This window comes from Arthrobacter sp. UYEF3, from assembly GCF_040546245.1.
Classification (GTDB): Bacteria; Actinomycetota; Actinomycetes; order Actinomycetales; family Micrococcaceae; genus Arthrobacter.
The window spans coordinates 201107-220868 of the sequence record NZ_JBEPNK010000001.1 but is presented as its reverse complement, the minus strand read 5'-3'; the positions used below and the strand labels follow the sequence as shown (position 1 = coordinate 220868).

General features: G+C 66.0%; 14 protein-coding genes. 7 read left to right on the top strand and 7 right to left on the bottom strand.

Translation table 11 applies throughout. The features are described from left to right. Positions 1 to 304: 304 nt before the first annotated feature. From ABIB14_RS00970 to ABIB14_RS00950, 5 genes are all read right to left on the bottom strand, one after another. Positions 305 to 637, bottom strand: coding sequence for a LapA family protein (locus tag ABIB14_RS00970; protein ID WP_502909572.1), 333 nt, complete (start codon positions 635 to 637; stop codon positions 305 to 307). Positions 638 to 1435: 798 nt separating this feature from the next. Then, positions 1436 to 2761, bottom strand: a complete 1326-nt coding sequence (locus tag ABIB14_RS00965; protein ID WP_354233407.1) for a DUF2254 domain-containing protein — start codon at positions 2759 to 2761, stop codon at positions 1436 to 1438. A 437-nt stretch (positions 2762 to 3198) separates the two neighbouring features. Continuing rightward, the gene (locus tag ABIB14_RS00960; protein ID WP_354233406.1) at positions 3199 to 3477 is read right to left on the bottom strand and encodes a DUF4193 family protein; all 279 of its coding nucleotides are present in this window, start codon (positions 3475 to 3477) and stop codon (positions 3199 to 3201) included. A gap of 181 nt (positions 3478 to 3658) precedes the next feature. Continuing rightward, positions 3659 to 4846 carry an FAD-dependent monooxygenase gene (locus ABIB14_RS00955; protein ID WP_354233405.1) on the bottom strand — a complete coding sequence of 396 codons (1188 nt, stop codon included), beginning with the start codon at positions 4844 to 4846 and terminating at the stop codon, positions 3659 to 3661. A gap of 703 nt (positions 4847 to 5549) precedes the next feature. Continuing rightward, positions 5550 to 7670, bottom strand: coding sequence for a transglycosylase domain-containing protein (locus ABIB14_RS00950; protein WP_354233404.1), 2121 nt, complete (start codon positions 7668 to 7670; stop codon positions 5550 to 5552). 175 nt (positions 7671 to 7845) lie between these two features. Between ABIB14_RS00950 and ABIB14_RS00945 the strand changes: the two genes are divergently transcribed. The 6 genes from ABIB14_RS00945 (at position 7846) to ABIB14_RS00920 (ending at position 17313) form a co-directional block, all read left to right on the top strand. Then, positions 7846 to 8322: a MarR family winged helix-turn-helix transcriptional regulator gene (locus ABIB14_RS00945; protein WP_354233403.1), complete on the top strand. Its 477-nt coding sequence runs from the start codon at positions 7846 to 7848 to the stop codon at positions 8320 to 8322. Positions 8323 to 8791: 469 nt separating this feature from the next. Continuing rightward, positions 8792 to 10450: an ABC transporter substrate-binding protein gene (locus tag ABIB14_RS00940; protein ID WP_354233545.1), complete on the top strand. Its 1659-nt coding sequence runs from the start codon at positions 8792 to 8794 to the stop codon at positions 10448 to 10450. Positions 10451 to 10529: 79 nt separating this feature from the next. Further along, positions 10530 to 12035 (top strand): malate:quinone oxidoreductase, encoded by a 1506-nt coding sequence (locus ABIB14_RS00935; RefSeq protein WP_354233401.1) that lies wholly within the window; start codon positions 10530 to 10532, stop codon positions 12033 to 12035. Positions 12036 to 12111: 76 nt separating this feature from the next. Beyond that, positions 12112 to 15393 carry an efflux RND transporter permease subunit gene (locus ABIB14_RS00930; protein WP_354233400.1) on the top strand — a complete coding sequence of 1094 codons (3282 nt, stop codon included), beginning with the start codon at positions 12112 to 12114 and terminating at the stop codon, positions 15391 to 15393. A gap of 295 nt (positions 15394 to 15688) precedes the next feature. After that, complete coding sequence (locus ABIB14_RS00925) at positions 15689 to 16792, top strand: LLM class flavin-dependent oxidoreductase (RefSeq protein WP_354233399.1); 1104 nt, start codon at positions 15689 to 15691, stop codon at positions 16790 to 16792. Beyond that, positions 16792 to 17313, top strand: coding sequence for a MarR family winged helix-turn-helix transcriptional regulator (locus ABIB14_RS00920; protein WP_354233543.1), 522 nt, complete (start codon positions 16792 to 16794; stop codon positions 17311 to 17313). The genes ABIB14_RS00925 and ABIB14_RS00920 overlap by 1 nt, the downstream gene beginning before the upstream one ends. On the opposite strand, the gene ABIB14_RS00915 is transcribed toward ABIB14_RS00920, so the two are convergent. Beyond that, positions 17303 to 18109 carry a transglutaminase-like domain-containing protein gene (locus ABIB14_RS00915; protein ID WP_354233398.1) on the bottom strand — a complete coding sequence of 269 codons (807 nt, stop codon included), beginning with the start codon at positions 18107 to 18109 and terminating at the stop codon, positions 17303 to 17305. The genes ABIB14_RS00920 and ABIB14_RS00915 overlap by 11 nt on opposite strands. 15 nt (positions 18110 to 18124) lie before the next feature. Then, positions 18125 to 18934 carry a hypothetical protein gene (locus ABIB14_RS00910; RefSeq protein WP_354233397.1) on the bottom strand — a complete coding sequence of 270 codons (810 nt, stop codon included), beginning with the start codon at positions 18932 to 18934 and terminating at the stop codon, positions 18125 to 18127. Between the two features lie 152 nt (positions 18935 to 19086). On the opposite strand from ABIB14_RS00910, the gene ABIB14_RS00905 reads away from it, so the two are divergent. After that, positions 19087 to 19761 carry a DUF1684 domain-containing protein gene (locus tag ABIB14_RS00905; protein ID WP_354233396.1) on the top strand — a complete coding sequence of 225 codons (675 nt, stop codon included), beginning with the start codon at positions 19087 to 19089 and terminating at the stop codon, positions 19759 to 19761. Position 19762: the final 1 nt, after the last annotated feature.

Here is a 19762-nt window from a genome sequence, read left to right as displayed (position 1 = left end):
GGCCATGCGACATCTGTCTATACTTTCCATCTATCCTCGTCGGGGATCCGGTCGCCCACGTCTGGCGGGTCTGGCTGACCATTCTCAGGGCAGACGGGTACTTCCAACAGCTTCGGCACGTCGAACGACGACCGCAGGACGGCAGAGCCGGTGGAGTAGGCACGTAAGATCCGGCGGACAGCAACAAAAAGGGTCAAGAAATGCTTGTGCTGTCCGAGCGCAGCGATCCCCTATGCGCTCTTGCTGACCAAGGCCCGCTCGGCGGCTCAGGAAGTTGAGCGCTGTCCCGACTAGCGCAGCGGAATCACTGCCCGGGGGTTGGTTCGTGTCGGCCAGTGGTGGCGGGCCCCGGCAGTGTGCCGTTCGCCGGGGCGGCCGGAGGCCCGGCGGGCGGGTGGCGTCGTTGCTTCCTCAACTGGAGGATCCGCGCTGCCCCGGCGATCGCGACGAGGATCCCGCCCGCCACTGCCGCGATGAACAGCGCCATGCCCAGGGAAAGCTCCCCCGCCGCGCCGAAATAGTACACGGTCACGCGATCCTGGTTCTGCAGGATGAAAATGATCAGCAACACCAGAAGGACTAGACCCGCACTGACGGCAACCCAGATCATCCCCGCCCGCGTCACGTCCGTGGGCACCTCCCTATGTTGGGATGGTTTCTCGGGAGGGCTTTTTGGCTTGGAAGGGGCAGGTTTGTTGACCGGACGCGAGGCGGGGTTCGGCCCGGTTGCTGGACCCGGCGCTGGATCAGCAGCCACGATTTTCATCCCCTAACACCGAAGGCGTCCGTCCGTGCCGGACGGATATTCACAGGGTACTCCCCCCGCGGGCCTGCGTCCTCTGCCGGGTAAGTCCCAGCGCTGGCGCCGCGCAGAAGACGCGGGCTGGGTCACGTCCGGGCGACAAATTCAGACCCGTCGCCTCGGCTCGGACAACTTTCTCCTGCGGCCAGCCGGGGCGCCTTTGCGGGAGTTTCCAGTTGGTGGCGACCGCGCTGGTTTCGGTGCTCGTTGCGGCAGAGGTTGGGCCGTGAGGTTGCGGGCAGTGAGGCCGGTTCGGGTCGCGGGGACGAGCAGCGCGGCGGCCAAGACGTGGCCGCCCTGGCCGGAGTTGGCCCGCTTTGCGGTTGGTGCGATTCGTAGCCGCGTAGCGCGGTGGTGGGGTCGCCGGAGGTGCCGGCCCGGGCTCCGGCAAGGGTGGTGGCCCGGTCACGCGGACAGCCAGAGAAGCCGACGACCGCATCTCACCCGGGCCGGGCGATTGGGCTCACTGAGTGAAAGGGGCTGTGTCTAACGCTGGCATACCGGCTGCCGTGGGTGTACGAGGCGGCCCCGGGAGCAGAAACGCCGCGAGGAAACGCACGAAAGCGCTTCGCAGCGAAACGAGGCAGCGAAGGCCAACTCAGCGCAGCCGTCCCCACTTCCTGTTGGACACGTCTACGAGCTTATCTTTTTTCCTATGGAGTCGGCCGTGTCCAGTAGGTTTTTTCGTTCGGGGCCTGAGTAATCCCCGGCGCCGATGGCGTTGCGCATGCGGCCCAGGTGGTCCTGGATCTCCGTCCGGTAGTGGCCCTTCGGGTCGCACCATGCTAGTTCGTGAAGGAGCCCCAGGAGGCGGCGCGCGACGGCCGCGTCCGCGGCGCCGTATTGCCGGGGCTGGTTCATCGCCATGTCGAGCAGGTCCTGGAGTGTGGGATGTGACAGCACCACCCTGACGCGCCCGTCGTCGTCGGTCACGTGCTCCCGGCCGGGGTTCCTTCCCGCCAGCCGGCACAGCAGGGCCGAGAGGTGCCCGATGACGTGCACTGCCGTGGTGGGGTCGTTGATGCCCGGCGAGAGTGCCCGCGCGGCGACATCAACCAGTTGCCGGAACCCGAACCCGACGTCCTGGACGTTGGTGCGTTCATACCCTGTAGAGACAGCGGCATTGACATCTTTGGCCAGCTTCTCGCGGGCCTCGTGTCCTAATATTCTTCCCGGTTCGGCTGGCCAGGCGGTAGCGAAAGGAACGTCCTGCACGAGGGAGCTGCCCGGTTCCCGGTCTATCCGTACCACGGCACCGGATTCTTTCGCTGCCTTCAGGAGTGCGCCTTTATCCAGCGAGGTCAGGAAACCCGAGGAGATGGATTTGATGAGGAAGGCGCCGGACGCCGGGACGGGTTCTGGCCCGCGTGCGGGCCGGTCCCCGGGAAAAACCCGGTCAATGGTTTCCCGGGTTTCCACGTTGACTTTGCGCATCATGGTTTCCACCCGGATTTCCCGGGTGAGATGCGCCAGGAAGAGCACCAGCCCGACGACGCTGGCTATGGCAAGGGCGAACGCGAGGGTGACTGAAATCTCCGGTACGAAGGCGGTGTTTCCGTTGGTTTCGTCGCGGACGCTGCGCAGGACGGTCAGCGCGAAGGCGAAGGATGCCAGAAAGAGGGCCAGCGTTCCGTGCACGAAGCGGTCGGAAGTGAAGGTCCGCAGCAGCCGCGGCGAGAATTGGCTGCTGGCCAGCTGCAGTGTGACCACGGTGAGCGAGAAGGTCAGAGACGTCACCGTGATCAGGGACCCCGAGATGGCTTGAAGGACCGATCTGGCCGCTGCAGGGCCTCCGCTGAAGAGAAATACACTGACATTCTTAGGCAGTTGACCGTCGACAGCGGAATCCAGAGCAGGCAACACCACACCCAGCACCACGGCGAGGGCAACCGCCAACGCCGGGAGAGGCCATAACTGGGTCCGCAGCGCGTCCAGCCAGTGTGCGGCCCGCTCGTTCATCAGCAGCGGTCCGCCTGTAGTGAAGTCACTCCAGTCATAAGGTCCTGCTCTTCCTGCTCGAAGGCCAGCTTTCGATGGGCGATTCAGCTTCCCTGCCCGCTGCCCTTTGGCTTGAAGCTAACCGAACCGGACATACCCAGCGTACTGTCAGTGGCCTTCCCCTGTCCCTGATATCGGCCGCCTACCGTATCGAAGGAGCATGGAGCATACGTGGTTTGATTCCTGGGCGGATACTCTCCGGGTCACTGCAAGCGGCGCGTGGCACCGGACCCGGCGACCTCGCCGACATGGCAGCGGTGGTGCTTGAAACGAACGGGACCATCAGCGTCAATCCCAAGAGCAAACTCGGCGATGGGTCTGCTCTCCGGTCGCATCTGCAGGAAGCGGCCGGCTCCGGCATGGTGTGAGGTTCGGTGCTAGAGCGCCGAACGGGGCGGTTAGCCTTCGCATTCCTGGCAATATTGGTGACCGTCGTGTTCCCGGGCCATTTGGGAGCGGTGCCGGACCAGGAAGCAGGAGTGACACGTAAATTCGTCCGCGGCTTGGGGGACGACCTGAACGGTGAGTTCCTCAGTTACGATTTCTCCGCCCGGAACGCGGGGAGCGTCAGCACCATCGGGTGCGTCGAGTTCCCGGACCACGCTGAGCGCGTCAGGGGTGTTGGCGGACTTTAGTGCCTCAAGGGACTTATCCTGCGTTAGTCGTCCCGAGTGCAACGAATGCGCAGCGGCGCATGTTCCCCAACTTGGTTCCGGAGCAGTAACGGCAGGGCGGGTTGTGCTGAGGCGCGATACTGGCCTCCACCGCGGCGCGGAGCATTCCAGCTCCGCGGGAAACTAGGGCAGCTCTCGGCCGATTCCCGACGCTCTTCTGGACGACCGCTGCCGGTCGCGCGGCCTATTTGGCGATTCTGCCCACGATCTGGCGGGCCACGAACCGGTCGATTCCTGGCAGATGGGTGGCCCGTATGATCCAGCGGCGCAGGAGACGCTGGGTCCGATTTGCGGGGAGGAACGACGACGCGGTGCGCCTCCCGGCGGCCTGCGCCTCCTCTACTACCGGTTTCCAGCGTCGCTCAAATTCGGCGAGGGCTGCGCTGATCCCGTCAGATGACGCCACGGGTCCCAGGACGTCCCCCAGCAAAGCGGCACCGGCGATGGCGAGCGAGCCGCCCTGACCCGCGAGTAGCGACACGGCCCCGCAGGCGTCCCCCACGAGAACGGTCCGCCCCTTCTGCCAGCCCGGCATAACAATCTGTGCGACGACATCGTCGTACGGATGCTCGGGGCACAGCTCCAGCAGCCGGTCGACGGCGTTCCCGAGGCCGGCGAACTCACGGCGCAGCCGCTCCCTCGGACTCCCTGAGCGCTGGTGCCCTGCCGCGTCTGTGGCATCCCGGTAGACCATGAATGCCGCCACCTCGCCCGAGCGGAGGCTGTAGAGCCCCGCCATCCGGTCGATGCTGTCGGTGAGGACGAACCGGTTCCGGAAGCGGGCATTCAGGATCGGTTCGGTCACAATGAACGCGGCGGCACGCATGCCCAAGGGGCGCAGGTAGCCCTCTTCGGGGCCGAAGACGTGGGCTCGTACACCGGAATGGACGCCATCGGCGCCGACGAGGACGTCCGCGCCGAGCGTGACGGCGTGCTGGCCACCGACGACGACCTGCACGCCGTCGTCACCGCTCCACGCCCGGGAAACCGCCGCCCCGTAACGGATTCGCACCCTGCCGGAGGCCACGTCGTCGAGCGCAGCGAGGGCGGCGCGTTCCATGTCGGGGCGCAGCAGGCTCAGGACCTTCCCGCCGGCAAGCCGGGCGAACTGTTCGTAATCGATGCTGGAGGTCGGGTGTCCTGTTGCATCGACGTATTCGGCGGCCTCGACGTGGTAGGCCACCGCGGCGAGCCGCGGGTAGAGGCCGATCCGCTCCGCCGCTTCCACTCCCGGACCAAAGAAGTCCATCATGTAGCCATCGGGGCGCGGAGCGGCCGATTTCTCGAGGACCTCGATGTCCCAGCCGGCCAAACCGAGCTGGCGGGCCGCGACGAGGCCCGCAATGCCCGCCCCGACAATCACAGCCTTCATGTCCCGCCTCCATCGATCTGATCCGCCGGGCTAATGAGCCCGACCGGGAGCACAGGGAGTTTCGCCGACACCCGCCGGCTCATTCTTGACTCATTCCTCGCGGGATGTCCAGCGCTCAGGATTTCCGCAGGGGTGTCATTTATCGGTCACATAGATAGCGCTCCGCCACGGGTCCGACCCCGGGTGCCGCCTGAGTTAGCGGCGCTGATTTCGGGGCGGGACCGACTCAGTCAGGCGATTCGCCTTTGTGCCGCCGGGCAGGAGTTCCCGGTCCGGATAGCACGGGTGACAGGTGATGACGTCATTCGGCGTACCCCGCATTGCGGCCGAGGCCGTGCGGGCCGTTGTGGCGCCGACTGCCACCCACAGTCGGAGGGCCGAGCGATCCGAATAGCCCGGACGAAGTACCAACGCCGGGCCGGCTGCCGTCAGTCCCGGCGCCGTCGTCTTCGCGTTCCTCCCTGCCGCGTTCCGGAGTGAAAGCGATACTGCTGGATCTCTCGGCGGCCGGACCTGCAGACCCGCCGGGCCCCTCAGTCCACAGCCTGTGCGGATGGTACGCGGCACAGTCCGCCCTCCACAACGGATTCCGGCTGCAGTCACCCCCGCTAGGTCTGCGGACCGGACACGCCGTACCCGTGGGTTAGGTTAGGCGGCTGACCGCGCCCCCGATCAGCATTGTCAGCGAGATTGCCTTTGGTATTCATCGGGTCCGGCCGAGCATGGCTGCCGGCGGTTGCGGGAATGCGTTGGTTTTGAATTGGGGGGCGGCCGCGTCCATGAAGCGTCCCCATTGGCCGCCTGCGAGGTCGGCGCCGTCGACGCCTGCGTAGTAGCGACCGTTGATGGTGATGTTCTGGTTGACCCATCGCGGGCCGGTGCCTTTGTAGCTGCCGAACCAGGATGCGGTGGCGATGCCTGCGGTGGCGCCAACGGTCCAGGTCATGGTGTTCCCGTCGGTGGTACCGGTTTTGGCGAAGATGTCGTAGCTGCTCTTGTCGACGGGGATGTTGTAGCCGGATCCTTTTTTCAGGACGTCCTTGAGCGCGTACGTCACCCCGGCGGCGACTCCGGGGTCGATGCTCTGGTGGCAGTCCGATCCCGGAACCGGAAGCGCCTTTCCACCGCTGTCGGCGATGGATGTAAGCGCCGTCGGGGCGCAGTAGACTCCTCCGCTGGCAAAGGTCGCGAACGCGTTGGCCATGGTCAGCGGGGCGACGTCGACGGAGCCGATCAGGTTGGAAATGTTCGAGAAGTTGTAGGCCTCGTTGGTGTGTCCGTCCGCTATTCCGGCGGCCGTAGTCATTCTCTGCACGTCGCACAGGTCCAGCCGGCTGGCGGACTGGAATGTAATCGTATTGATCGACTGATACAGGCCCTGGAGCACGGTCATCGGGTAGTAGTGGTGCGGGTCGTCGTTGGGCAGCAGGTGTGTCCCGGCCGCCGGATCATAGGATCCCGTGGTTGTCCCGCATGAGTTCCGCCATGGGAACCCCGGCGGGTAGTCCCGGGCGGCCCCGTTGAGGATGGTGTTCATGGATTTTCCGGCGTTGAGCCATTGGGCGAAGATGAACGGTTTGATAGTGGATCCGACTTGGAACCCGCCGGCCCCGTCCAGTGGTTGGCCGTGGGTGTCGGATGCGGGAAGCGCGAAGTTGCCCATGTAGTTTCCCGGGGCGTCCGCCGGATTGTAGGCAGTGTTCTGGGCCATGGTCAGGATCTTGCCGGTGCCTGGTTCGATGCTGACCAGTTCGGCTCCGCGCTGCAGGGGGTCAGTCCCCGCGATGGTGGCGTTGACTTGGTCCTGGGCCACCTGCTGCAGCTTGGGGTCCAGGGTGGTCCTGATTGTCAGCCCGCCGCGGTAGAGGAAACCGCGCCGCGCGCTCTCATCGGCGCCGTAGGCCGGATCGTTAAGAACCAGCCGCTGAACGTAGTCACAGAAATACGGGGCCATGGCGGCGGCTGTGCACCCCTGCCGGGCGGGATGGACATTCAGCCCGATCGGGCTCTTGACGGCGTTGTCATGTGCTGCCGCCGAGATTTTCCCCTGTTCCTGCATTTTGTCCAGCACCAGGTTCCGCCGTGCGACTGCATGGTCCGGTTCGGTGACGGGATCGTAGAAGGCCGGATTGTTGATGATACCGGCGAGGGTGGCGGCTTGGGGCAGGCTGAGGTCTTTGGCCAGCGCACCAAAGTAATACTCCGCGGCCGCCTGAATCCCGTAGACGTTGTTGTTGAAATAGATGATATTCAGGTAACCCCGGAGGATCTGATCTTTGGAGTACGTTTTTTCCAGCGCGATAGCCAGCTTCATTTCCCGGATTTTATCCCCGACCGTCTTCGCCGCGCCGAGTTTGACCAGATCCGGGCGTCCCGCGGCGATGTGGGACTGGATAATGACATTGTTCACGTACTGCTGGGTGATGGTCGAGGCACCCTGTCGTCCGCCTCCCGCGGTGGCCGCCAACGCCCTGAGAATCCCGGTCGGATCGATACCACCATGCTCGTAGAACCGGGCGTCCTCGATCGCGACGATGCCATCCCGGATGTAGGGCGACATCTGGTCCAGGGCTACGCTGTCCCGGTTCTGGCTGAAAAAGGTGGCGATGACGGATCCGTCATTGGCGAGGACAGTGGTGGCCTGGGCGGGCGTGCCGATCTTCAACTCATCGGGCAGGCGGCCCACGAGGTCAGCTGAGAGCCCTGCCGCCGAACCGGCAACCGCGGCGGCCGGAATCATTAGCCCCGCCACCATCACACCGCACACGGCGCCGACAACGAGAAAGAGAAGAAGCCGCCCCAGGGCAGTCCGGGCATGAGCCACGATGAAGATCCTTAGCTGTCGGGAATGTTGTTTCCGGTGCCGTCTTGGCGGCCCCCGGGTTCAAGCTGAATCGGAGGGAGACCGGCCGGCCCACCCCCCAATGCATGATCTTTCGCAATATATGTACTATAGCAAGTATGAATTTTCGTAGTTCTCTTTCCTGGGCGGGCGAGGCGTGAAACCCTGGACCGGGCAACACAGCGACGCCGCGCTCGAGGGCACCCTCATTGCTTCCCGCGCCCTCCTGGGCGTCATCGCCCGGTCACTGGCCCCGGTAATGGACACCGTCACGCTCCCCCAGTTCCGGGTCCTCGTGGTGCTCTCCAATTTCGGCCCTCAGCGCATGGGCGAACTCGCCCTCCACCTCGGGGCGAACCAATCCAGCTTCAGCCGCTTCGCGGACCGGATGGTCACCGGCGGGCTGATCGCGCGCTCCGCCAGCCCCGACAGCCGCCGCGAAGTCATCATCGCCCTGACGGAGGTCGGGGAACGGGTGTACGCCGAAGTCACTAGCGCGCGCAGACGGGAGATCACCGAGGTGCTGGAGAAGCTCTCCGCCACGGACCTGGACGCCGTACAGGCGGGATTTGAAATATTCGCCCGGGCCGCTGGCGAGCCGTCCCCGGACGAGACCCTCATCCTGGGGATCTAGGCGTGGCGCTGCTGGCCGGCTTGCCGACCCCGGGGACGGCGATCCGGGCGTCATGATGAGCGGGCCGATGCGGATGCCGGCCCAGCCGTGACACTGGCGCGTGTTCTCGCCTGGCACCCCCCAGCACGTTCCCCTCCTGCCGACGATCGTCCTGATCCTGCTGAGGCTTTACGGCTACGGCGTCCTCATTCTCCACCGCCGGGGCCTTCGCCGGCCCTGAAAAGACAGGCATTCCCGGGTTAAACCGCGGTCAGGATCCCGATCCGCGTCGGTGGATCAAGGCTATGTAACAGTCACAGGCGCCCACCACCGGCCTGGGGAGCAGGCACCCAACTGGGCGCCCCGCCGGGAATCCACAATCCGGTCTACTAGACTGGGCTGTTCCGCAGCCGGCGGCTTTACAGTTCCCAGAGGTGATTCCCGAGTGCCAAGCAGTCCCGCGCCGACCCGTACCTGCCCCAGCAGGGCCTTGCGCCGGATCGCGGCAGGCTTCGGGGCGGTCCTGCTCCTGCTTCCGCTCGGCGCATGCACCGGAACACCCGCCCCGGCGCAGTCGTCAGCCAGCGGCAGCGCCAGCGCGTCCACTGCCGGCCCCACCGCCACATTCAATTTCGGCACGGCGTCCCGGCCCCTCGGCCTGGACCCCGCCCTAGTGTCCGACGCCGACTCTTACCGCGTCACCCGCCAGGTACTCGAAGGCCTGGTCGGCGTCGACGAGACCAGCGGCAAGCCCACCCCCATGCTGGCCACTGAATGGAACGGCAGTGACGACGGCCGCGCCTACACCTTCAAGCTCCGCGATAACGTGAAGTTCCATGACGGAACGGTCTTCGACGCGGCGGCGGTGTGCACCAATTTCAACCGCTGGTTCAACTTCCCCGAGGCGCTCCGCAAGCAGGCGCCGGGCACCACCTTCAAGTCCGCATTCAGGGCCCACGCGGACCAGGCCTCGCTCTCCGTCTACAAGGGCTGCACAGCGCTGGCGGCGGACAGCGTCAAGATCGATCTCACCGAGCCGTTCACGGGCTTCCTCCAGGCCCTCACCCTGCCGGCGTTCGCGATCTCTTCGCCGCAGGCACTCGCCGGCCGGTCCGCCGACGTACTAAACCAGAACCGCGAGGGCCAGCCTGTGTCCGCCTACGCGCTGCACCCGGTCGGCACCGGCCCCTACGTCTTCGGCTCGTGGGACAACAACACCGTCACGCTGAACAGCAACGCGGGTTATTGGGGCGATAAGGGCCAGATCGGAACGATCAATTTCATCAGCTTCGATCACCCGCAGACCCGGATGCAGGCCCTGCTGGACGGCAAGATTGACGCCTACGACTCCGTCACCGTCGGCAACTTCGACCAGCTGGTCAAGCGCGGCAAACAAATCATCCAGCGCGATCCATTCTCCGTGATGTACCTGGGCATGAACCAGGCAGTGCCGGTGCTGCAGAACTTGAAGGTCCGCCAGGCGATCGAGATGGCCCTGGACAAGGACACCCTGATCCGCAAGTTCTTTATTGACAACACCTCGGCCGCCTCGCAGTTCGTCCCGCCGAAGTTGAGCGGCTTCAACAACAACGCCCCCTCGCTAGGATACGACCCGGCCAAGGCCAAGGCACTCCTCGTTGAGGCCGGCTACAAGGGCGAAGAGTTGAAGTTCTATTACCCGCTGAACGTTGATCGGCCATACCTACCGACCCCGGAAAAGATCTACGCCGAGATCAGCCGCCAACTGACCGCCGTCGGACTCAACATCAAACCTGTGCCGGTGGACTGGGCCGACGGCTACCTGCAGAAGGTCACCTCACCGGGGGACCACGCCCTGCACCTGCTCGGCTGGAACGGCTCCTATTCGGATCCGGACAATTTCGTTGGCCCGCTCTTCGGCCAGAACAACGGCGAGTTCAATTACCAGGACCCGCAGGTGTTTTCCAAGATCGCCCGCGCCCGGGGCCTGCCAGACGGCAAGGAACGCACTGACCAGTACCAGACCATCAATGCCCAGATCGCCGCGACGGTGCCCGCCGTCCCGATCGCGTTCCCGATCTCGGCGCTGGCACTGTCCGACCGGGTGCTGAAATACCCGGCGTCACCGGTCCTGAATGAAGTTTTCACCAAGGTCGTGCTAAAGCCTTGACGGCAGGGCCCAATTTCAGTTAGTGGGCCGTGCGGGGATATTCTGTGACAGCCAGAGCCGCTGCTATCGGAGACTGATTGTGACTTTCATTTCCAAGACCCAACATGCCGACGTCGTCCTGATTGGCGGCGGCATCATGAGCGCCACGCTGGGCGCCTTCCTGAAGCAGCTCGAGCCAAACTGGACCATTTCGCTGTTCGAGCGGCTGGACCAACCCGGCCTGGAAAGCTCCGACCCCTGGAACAACGCCGGCACCGGACACGCCGCCCTGTGTGAGCTCAACTACTCCCCCGCCGCCCAAGACGGCTCGGTGGACCCGGCAAAGGCCCTGCACATCAACGAGCAGTTTCAGCTGTCCCGCCAGTTCTGGTCCCACCTGGTTACCAATTCCCTGATTGGCTCGCCCAAAGGCTTCATCAACACGGTGCCGCACATGAGCTTCGTGGTCGGCGACGCCAACACCAAGTTCTTGCGGACCCGCTTCGAGGCGCTCAAGCCAAATCCGCTGTTCCGGTCGATGGAGTTCTCCGAGGACCACGCCCAGATCGCCAAGTGGGCGCCGCTGATCGTCAAGGGCCGCAACCCGCAGCAGCACGTCGCGGCGACCCGCGCCGCCGAGGGCACCGACATCGACTTCGGTGCGTTGACCCGCGAGCTGAACGGTTACCTCGGCAACAACGGTGTGGAAATCAACTACGGCCACGACGTAACCGGTATTTCCAAGGCCTCCGACGGCGGCTGGGACCTTGCGCTCAAGCACCCTAGCTCCGGTGAGCGCGGCTCAATCCACGCCAAGTTCGTTTTCGTCGGCGCCGGCGGCGGGGCGCTTCACCTGCTGCAGGCCTCCGGCATTCCGGAAAGCAAGGGCTACGGCGGCTTCCCGGTTTCCGGCCAGTTCTTCCGCTGCACGGACGAGACTCTCGCTGCCCAGCACAGCGCAAAGGTCTATGGCCAGGCCTCGGTGGGTGCCCCGCCGATGTCCGTGCCGCACCTGGACACCCGGTACGTCAACGGCAAGCGCTCACTCCTGTTCGGCCCATACGCCGGTTTCTCCACCAACTTCCTGAAGAACGGCTCCTACCTGGACCTGCCGCTGTCCATCCGGGCCTCCAACATCATCCCGATGCTGGCTGTAGCCAAGGACAACATGGACCTGACCGCCTACCTGGTCAAGGAGGTCGCCAAGCGGCACGGCGCCAAGGTGGAGGCCCTGCGTGAGTACTACCCGGAAGCCAAAGACGGCGACTGGGAACTGATCGCGGCCGGCCAACGTGTACAGATCATCAAGAAGGACCCGAAGAAGGGCGGCGTGCTGCAGTTCGGCACCGAGGTCATCGCAGGCCGCGACGGCACGATCGGCGCCCTGCTGGGCGCGTCCCCGGGCGCGTCCACCGCGGTGCCGATCATGATCGAGCTGCTGCAGAAGTCGTTCCCGAAGGACTTCAAGGGCTGGCAGTCCAAGCTCAAGGAGATGATGCCCGGCTACGGCGTGAAGCTCAATGAGAACCCGGACCTTGCCGCCCGGCTCGAGGCCGAGACGGCCGCAGCCCTCCAGCTGGAGCCGGTCAGCGCCAGCCAGGGCTGACACCCTTGCGGGCGGCGGCACGTTTTACTCGTTTGGACCTTGAAGTACGTCCGTCGACCTGCCAGGAGACCATGAGATGTTCCGGCTCGCCCAGCTCTCGCTAGCAAACCGGGCGCTGATCGCGCTCATCACCGTGTTCGCCTCGGTCTTCGGCGTGATCACCATGTCCTCGCTCAAGCAGGAACTCATCCCCTCCATCGAGTTCCCACAGATCACTGTCATCACCTCGATGCCCGGGGCCTCGCCGGAAGTCGTGGACAAGCAGATCAGCGGCCCGCTGGAGACGGCGCTCAACGGCGTGGAGGGGCTGGAGTCGACGTCGTCGACTTCGCGCAACGGCGTCTCGCAGATCACCCTGGTGTTCACCTACGGCTCCAATCTGGACCGTGCCCGGAACCAGATTGACCGCGCCATCTCCAACGCCAAGCAGGCGCTGCCCAAGGACGTCCAGCCACAGGCGATCGCCGGCAGCATCAGCGACTTCCCGATCGTGTACCTCGCGGTGTCCTCGGACAAGCCGTTGAGCGAACTCAACACTGACCTAGCCCGGCTGAGCGTCCCGCGGCTGCAGAAGCTCGACGGCGTGCGGGGCGCCGACGTGACCGGCGGGGCCACCCGGCACATCCAAATCCTGCCGCGGCCCGACGCGATGGCAGCCGCCGGGACGACCATCCAGTCCATAACCGATGCACTGAAGAACAACGGCTCGCTGGTACCGGCCGGCAGCATCGAGGAGCAGGGAAAAACGCTCTCGTTGCAGATCGGAAGTCCGGTGGATTCCCTCGACGCGGTGAAGTCCCTGCCACTGGGAGGCGCCCGCAACGCCGCGACCATCGGCAGCGTCGCGGACGTCAGCATCGCCGAGGACGCCCGCACCTCGATCACCCGGACCAACGGCAAGGAAACCCTGGCGCTGTCGGTCACCAAGAAGCCCGGGGGCGACACGGTGGCTATCTCGCATGCGGTCAAGGATTCCATTCCGCAACTCGAAGCCGAACTGGGCGCCAACGCCAAGTTCACCCCGGTGTTCGACCAGGCGCCGTTCATCGAGAAGTCCATCAAGGACCTCACCACCGAGGGCCTGCTGGGCCTGGGCTTCGCCGTCGCCGTCATCCTGCTGTTCCTGCTCTCGGTCCGCTCCACGCTGGTCACTGCCGTTTCCATCCCGCTGTCCCTGCTCATCACCTTCATCGGACTCTCGGCGACCGGCTACTCGCTGAACATCCTGACCCTCGGCGCGCTGACGATCGCGATCGGCCGAGTGGTGGACGACTCGATCGTGGTGATCGAGAACATCAAGCGCCACCTCAGCTACGGCGAGACCAAGATCACCGCCATCCTGACCGCCATCCGGGAAGTCGCCGGCGCGATCACGGCGTCGACCCTCACCACGGTTGCGGTCTTCCTGCCCATTGCCTTCGTGGCCGGGCTGGCCGGCGAGCTGTTCCGGCCCTTTGCCCTGACCGTCACCATCGCCCTGGTGTCCTCGCTGCTGGTGTCCCTGACCATCGTTCCGGTGCTGGCGTACTGGTTCCTGCGGACGGCGGCGGAGAAGGCCGGAACTTCCGTGTCCGAGTCATCGTCCCGTGAGGCCGCCGCGAAGGCCCACGAGGCCGAACAGCGCAGCGTCCTTCAGCGTGCCTACCTGCCCGTCCTCACCAAGACCCAGCGGCACCCGGTGATGACCCTGGTCGCGGCCCTCCTGGTGCTCGGGGGCACCGCCGCGATGTCCCCGCTGCTCGCCACCGACCTGCTGGGCCGCTCCGGCGAAAACAGCATGACCGTCCGGCAGGCCCTTCCGGCCGGCACCAGCCTGGCCGAGGGCAACGCCGCGGCGATCGAAGTCGAAAACGTGTTGCGCGGCATCGACGGGATCAAGGACGTCCAGGTCACCACCGGCAACGCCCAGTCCGGCTTCTCCGCGCTGCTGTCCGCCGGGGCAGCGAATTCCAGCTTCACAGTGGTGACCGACGACAAAACCGACCAGGGCAAGCTGCAGGTCACCGTCCGCGGCGAACTCGCCAGAATCGCCGGCGCCGGCAAGATCACCGTCGGCTCGCAGCAGGGCGGCTTCGGCACGACGTCGACCGTCGACATTACGCTCAAGGCCGCCACGTCCGCCGATCTCCAGACCGCCAGCGATGCCATGGTCAAGGCCATGGCCGGCGTTCCCGGCTCGTCCGAGGTCAGCACCAACCTGGCGGCGAGCCAGCCCGTGGTCCAGGTCAAGGTGGACCGCGCTAAGACCGTCGCCGCCGGCCTGAACGAGCAGCAGGTCGCCGGCGTGCTGGCCTCCACCATCAGCCCGATCCCCGGCGGCACCGTCCGGATCGGCACCAGCGATTTCCCGGTCCGGATCGGCGAAGGCACCCGCTTCACCAGCATCGACGCCGTCCGCGCCCTCCCACTGCCGACGGCGCGCGGGCCCGTTCCGCTGTCCTCAATCGCCTCCGTGGAACAGGTGGACGTGCCGGTCTCAATCACCGCCAGCAACGGCCAGCGGACCGCGCGGGTGTCCGTCACGCCGTCGGGCGGCAATCTGGGCGCGGTCAGCACCGAGGTGCAGGCGCGGCTCAAGTCGGTCCAGCTGCCGCCGGGCGTCACCGCGGAGATCGGCGGCGCCACCACGCAGCAGACCGAGTCCTTCGCCCAGCTGGGGCTGGCCCTGTTGGCCGCCATCGCAATTGTGTACGTCATCATGGTCGCCGCGTTCAAGTCGCTCGTGCAGCCGCTGATCCTGCTGGTCTCGATCCCTTTCGCGGCCACCGGCGCCATCGCCCTGCTGCTGGTGACGGGCGTTCCGCTGGGGCTGCCGTCCCTGATCGGGATGCTGATGCTGGTGGGCATCGTGGTGACCAACGCGATTGTGCTGATCGACCTGATCAACCAGTACCGCCAGCCCCGCAACGGCGAGCCGGGCATGGGCGTCGCGGAGGCGATCACGCACGGTGCACGGCAGCGTCTGCGGCCGATCCTGATGACCGCGCTGGCTACGGTGTTCGCGCTGACTCCGATGGCGCTGGGCCTGACCGGCGGCGGCGGGTTCATCTCGCAGCCGCTGGCCATTGTGGTGATCGGCGGCCTGATCTCCTCCACCGCCCTGACGTTGGTCCTGGTCCCGGTGCTGTACCGGCTGGTGGAGGGCCGCCGCGAACGCAGGGCGCTCCAGAAGGCCGACGGCGGCAAGCGCGTCCATGGCCGCCGGGCACAGCCTGCACCTGCCGACATTGCCACCGGAGCAGGAGCTGCCTCCGGCCCCCGGGGCACCGCCGATCCGGATGAGACAAACGGATTCCCGCGCGCAGGCGTTCCGGAAGAAGCCGACGAACCGGACGATGCCCCCGCGCTCCGCAGCTAGCGCCCCGCGCTACCCAACTGACTGGCAGCAGGGGCCGTTTTGAGGGCTCAAAACGGCCCCTGCTGCCAGTTAGTTGGGATTGTGGGCTCCTGGCCTGTTGAAATCGTCCTACGCACCCCGGAATCCCGCCTTCGACTTGCCCTGGCGGGGCGGACAGGTGGTCTGTGAGCCGCCACCACCGCCCCGCGGAATATACCGGCGTGAGCGGCGTTATACCGGCCGATAGATGCAAACGCATATAAATCGGCTACACTGGAAGCAGCAACCGGAAGACTCCGGACCGGAAAGGAACACCATGCAGATCGGCGTATTCAGCGTCAGCGACATCACCCCCGACCCTACGACGGGTCACATCCCGTCCGAGAATGAGCGCATCAAAGCCTCGGTGGCCATCGCCAGGAAGGTCGAAGAAATCGGCATGGATGTGTACGCCATCGGCGAGCACCACAACCCTCCGTTCTTCTCCTCCTCCCCTACCACCACGTTGGGCTACATCGCGGCGCAGACGGAGCGGATCATCCTCTCCACCGCCACCACGCTGATCACCACCAACGACCCGGTCAAGATCGCCGAGGATTTCGCGATGCTCCAGCACCTCGCCGACGGCCGGGTGGATCTGGTCCTGGGCCGCGGCAACACCGCCCCGGTCTACCCCTGGTTCGGCAAGAACATCCAGGACGGGGTGGAGCTCGCGATCGAGAACTACAGCCTGCTGCGCCGGCTCTGGGACGAGGAAACGGTCAACTGGTCCGGCAAGTTCCGCACCCCGCTGCAGAACTTCACCTCGACGCCGCGCCCGCTCGACGGCGTCGCCCCCTTCGTCTGGCACGGCTCCATCCGCACGCCGCAGATCGCCGAAGTGGCCGCGTACTACGGTGACGGCTTCTTCGCCAACAACATCTTCTGGCCCAAGGAGCACTACCAGCAGCTGATCGGTCTCTACCGTGAACGCTACGAGCACTACGGCCACGGCAAGGCAGACCAGGCCATCGTGGGCCTCGGCGGACAGTTCTACCTGAGCAGGAACTCACAGGACGCCGTCAGGGAGTTCCGCCCGTACTTCGACAACGCCCCGGTCTACGGCCACGGCCCCTCGATGGAGGACTTCACGTCGCAGACCCCGCTGACGGTCGGGAGTCCGCAGGAAGTCATCGAGAAAACCCTCAGCTTCCGCGAGTACTTCGGCGAATACCAGCGCCAGCTGTTCCTGATCGACCACGCCGGTCTGCCGCTGAAGACGGTGCTGAATCAGCTTGACCTGTTCGGCGAGGAAGTACTGCCGGTGCTCCGCAAGGAATACGCGGAGAAGACTCCGGCCCACGTGCCGGCACCGCCGACGCACGCCGGACGCGTGGCAGCCTCGCTGGCCGCCCGTGAAGCGGCCCCGCAGGACGCATGATGCCTGCCAAGGCGACGCCGGCCGCCGCCGGGACGAAGGCTTTGACGCCAGCCGACCCTCCAGTCGCACCGGCCTCCCCGGTGCGGCTGGCTGCGCAGACCTGGGAGTCGCTGTTCCGGGCGCAGGTCGCCATGATGCGCAGGCTGCAAGCCGGCCCGGCGTTCAAGGCCCTGGCCCTCAATGAGTACGATGTGCTGTTCGCGCTCTCCGGCTGTCCGTCCGGCTGGCTCCGGCAGAACGAACTCAACGACCATGTGCTGCTGAGTCAGTCCAGCCTAAGCCGGCTGGTGGAGCGGCTGGAAAAGCGGGGACTGGTACAGCGGATGCCCGCCCCCGACGACGGCCGCGGCGTCCTGGTCCAACTCACCGAGGCCGGGCGGGACCTGCAGAAACAGATCGGCCGCGAGCATGTGCGCGACATCGCGTCCCTGGTTGCCCCGGCCCTGACCGCCGAGGAACAGCGCCAGTTGCTGCGGTTGACGGAGAAGCTGCGGACCTCGGTCCTGAACGCTAAACAATAGCGGCCAGCGCAGCCGGATCCTCGGTTGGCAGTTGGCCTGTCACGGTGGCGGTGACGTTGAGTTCCCTGAGCAAAAGGCTGCCGCCCACGGTTGACAGGAACGCCGTGTCCGAGGAATCCCGGCCGGCGGTGATCCGGAGCATGCACTCCCGGGGCGCCAGTCCGGTCGGGTCGATCACGTGCCAGACGCCGTTAAGATGGGCTTCGGCCACGGCATGGAAATCCATCGGGCTCAGCCCGGGAGCGTAGACTGCTGCGAGCCGCGCCGGGACGTTTTTGGAACGCAGCAGTGCGATAGCCAGGTGGGCGAAGTCCCGGCAGACGCCCCGCCGGTTCAACAGCGTCTCGACGGCACCGTCGGTCCCCCGCGATGACCCGCTGATGTAGCGCAGTTCATTGAAGACCCAGTCGCGCACGGCGTGCAGCAGTTCGGCACCCTGCAGCCCGCCGAACTCGGCGTACGCTGTCGGGAGCAGCCGGTCGGATTCGGCGTAGCGGCTGGGCCGGACGTAGCGGATGAGCTCCATCAGTCCTAGTCTCTCCGGGGCCGCGCGCCCGGTGACCGTGGCGCCATACTCGACCAGGACCTCGGTGGGCTCGGCGAACTGCATGTAGTGGAAGCGTCCGCCGTGGTGGTCCGAGAGTTCGGTCAGGGGCACGTCCTCCCCGGCCGCTGTGACGGAGAGCGACTCCTCGAATCCGCTATAGCCGGGATTGCGGGCAACGGCGACGGCCATCGCGACCTTGGTGTCGGCCGCGGTCTTGAAGGCCAGGCGTGCGGACACTATGCGTTCCATGAATCTCCGGAGGGACTAGTTTTTGATCTTCAGCGACATTAGCATCCGCTGGACGTTGGCAAATTCCGAGCCATCGTTGACGTACTTGTCTGCCTGCGCCAGCGTGTCAAAGGACTTGGCCGGGGCAACTTTCTGGTCCGGGGCGAACGCCTTGAGCTCGGCCAGGTCTGTGAAGGAGTAGTCGCCCTTCCCTTCGGGCCCGCGCACGAGGTTCTGCAAGGCACAGGACTTTCCGTCCGCGCCGCCAACCACATTGGTGACGCCGTAAGAACCGAAATACTTGTAGCCCTGGATCACCCGGAACACGACGTGCGGGTCGATGGTTCCCTCCCCGCTACGGTGCGGCAGGTCCACCGGGACGCTGCTGACCACCACGTAGGGCTTCGCTGAATCGGCCGCACACGCACCGGCGGGCTGCGCCGGGAGTCCGGTCTGCAGGGCGGCCAGGTACCGTCCCTCCGCGTCCTTGATCTCGATCCGCAGCGCGCCGGGCAGTGTGCCTTGCGCCGGGGTGATTGACTGGGCAATCCACGCCGCCGGCAGGTCAAAACTCACGTTCTTTCCAGGATCGGAATACGTCTTCCAGGCCGCGGCCGTCGCACCCGCCGTCGCACCGGTGCCGGCGCTTGCCGACGCGGATGCCGTACCGGCTGCGCCCGGCGACGCGGCAGCGGCGGACGGATCCGCCGTCGTACTGCCCTCCGGGGCGCCTGCAGTCCAGGCCGGCATGCCCTTGCCTTCGCTGCTGCAGCCGGCGAGCGCCGAGGCTGCGAGCGCCAGCGCGGCGGCAAGCCGGATTCCACGGGAAAGGTTCGTCCCAGTCATGGTGCCAGCCTAGCCGGGGCCCGGTCGGTTCAGAGCTTCCGGAGCAGCGTTTCGTAGAAGCGGACGCCCGGCCCAGGGTCTTTGGCCCGGGTAGCGGCGCCCCGCGGTCGGGGCCCGCAGGTCGGCCAGCCAAACAAGGCTAGGCTGGGGGCATGGTGGAACAGCACTTGGATGCAGCGGACCTTGGCGGCCCGGACCGCGTGGCGGGAATGTCCGCCGTAGACATCGCTGACTGGCGGCTCCGGACCTTCGCGCTCTACGCCACCGTGCGGAAGATCGCTGCCGACAGCCCTGCCGAAGCCCATTCCTACTGGCGGCATGAGCGGGACCGGATGTTCGGCACGCACCCCGCCTCGCCGCTGACGGAAGCTGACAAGGCGAATTTCGGCGGTCTCAGGACCGCCGATTACGACCCGATTTACCGCTTTCACGTGCCCGTCACCCAGGAGGGCGCCGGGCGGGAGATGAACGTCGAAACCGGCACCGACGGCGTCGTCCGCTTTGTCCGCCTGGGCACGTTCGACCTGCCCGAGATGGGCCAGTTGGCGGTCTGGAAGCTCAACGGCTACGGCGGCGGCATCTTTGTGCCATTCCGCGACGCCACCGCCGGCCGGCCCGGCGGCAGCTACGGCGCCGGGCGCTACCTGGTGGACACGGTCAAGGGCGCCTTCCACGGCGTGGCCGGTTCCGGACCGGACGCCGAGTTCGTGCTGGATTTCAACTTCGCCTACAGCCCGTCCTGCGCGTACAACGAGGCGTGGGCCTGCCCCCTCGCCGGTCCGTCCAACCGCCTCGCCGTGGACATCCCGGTCGGAGAGCTGTACTAGG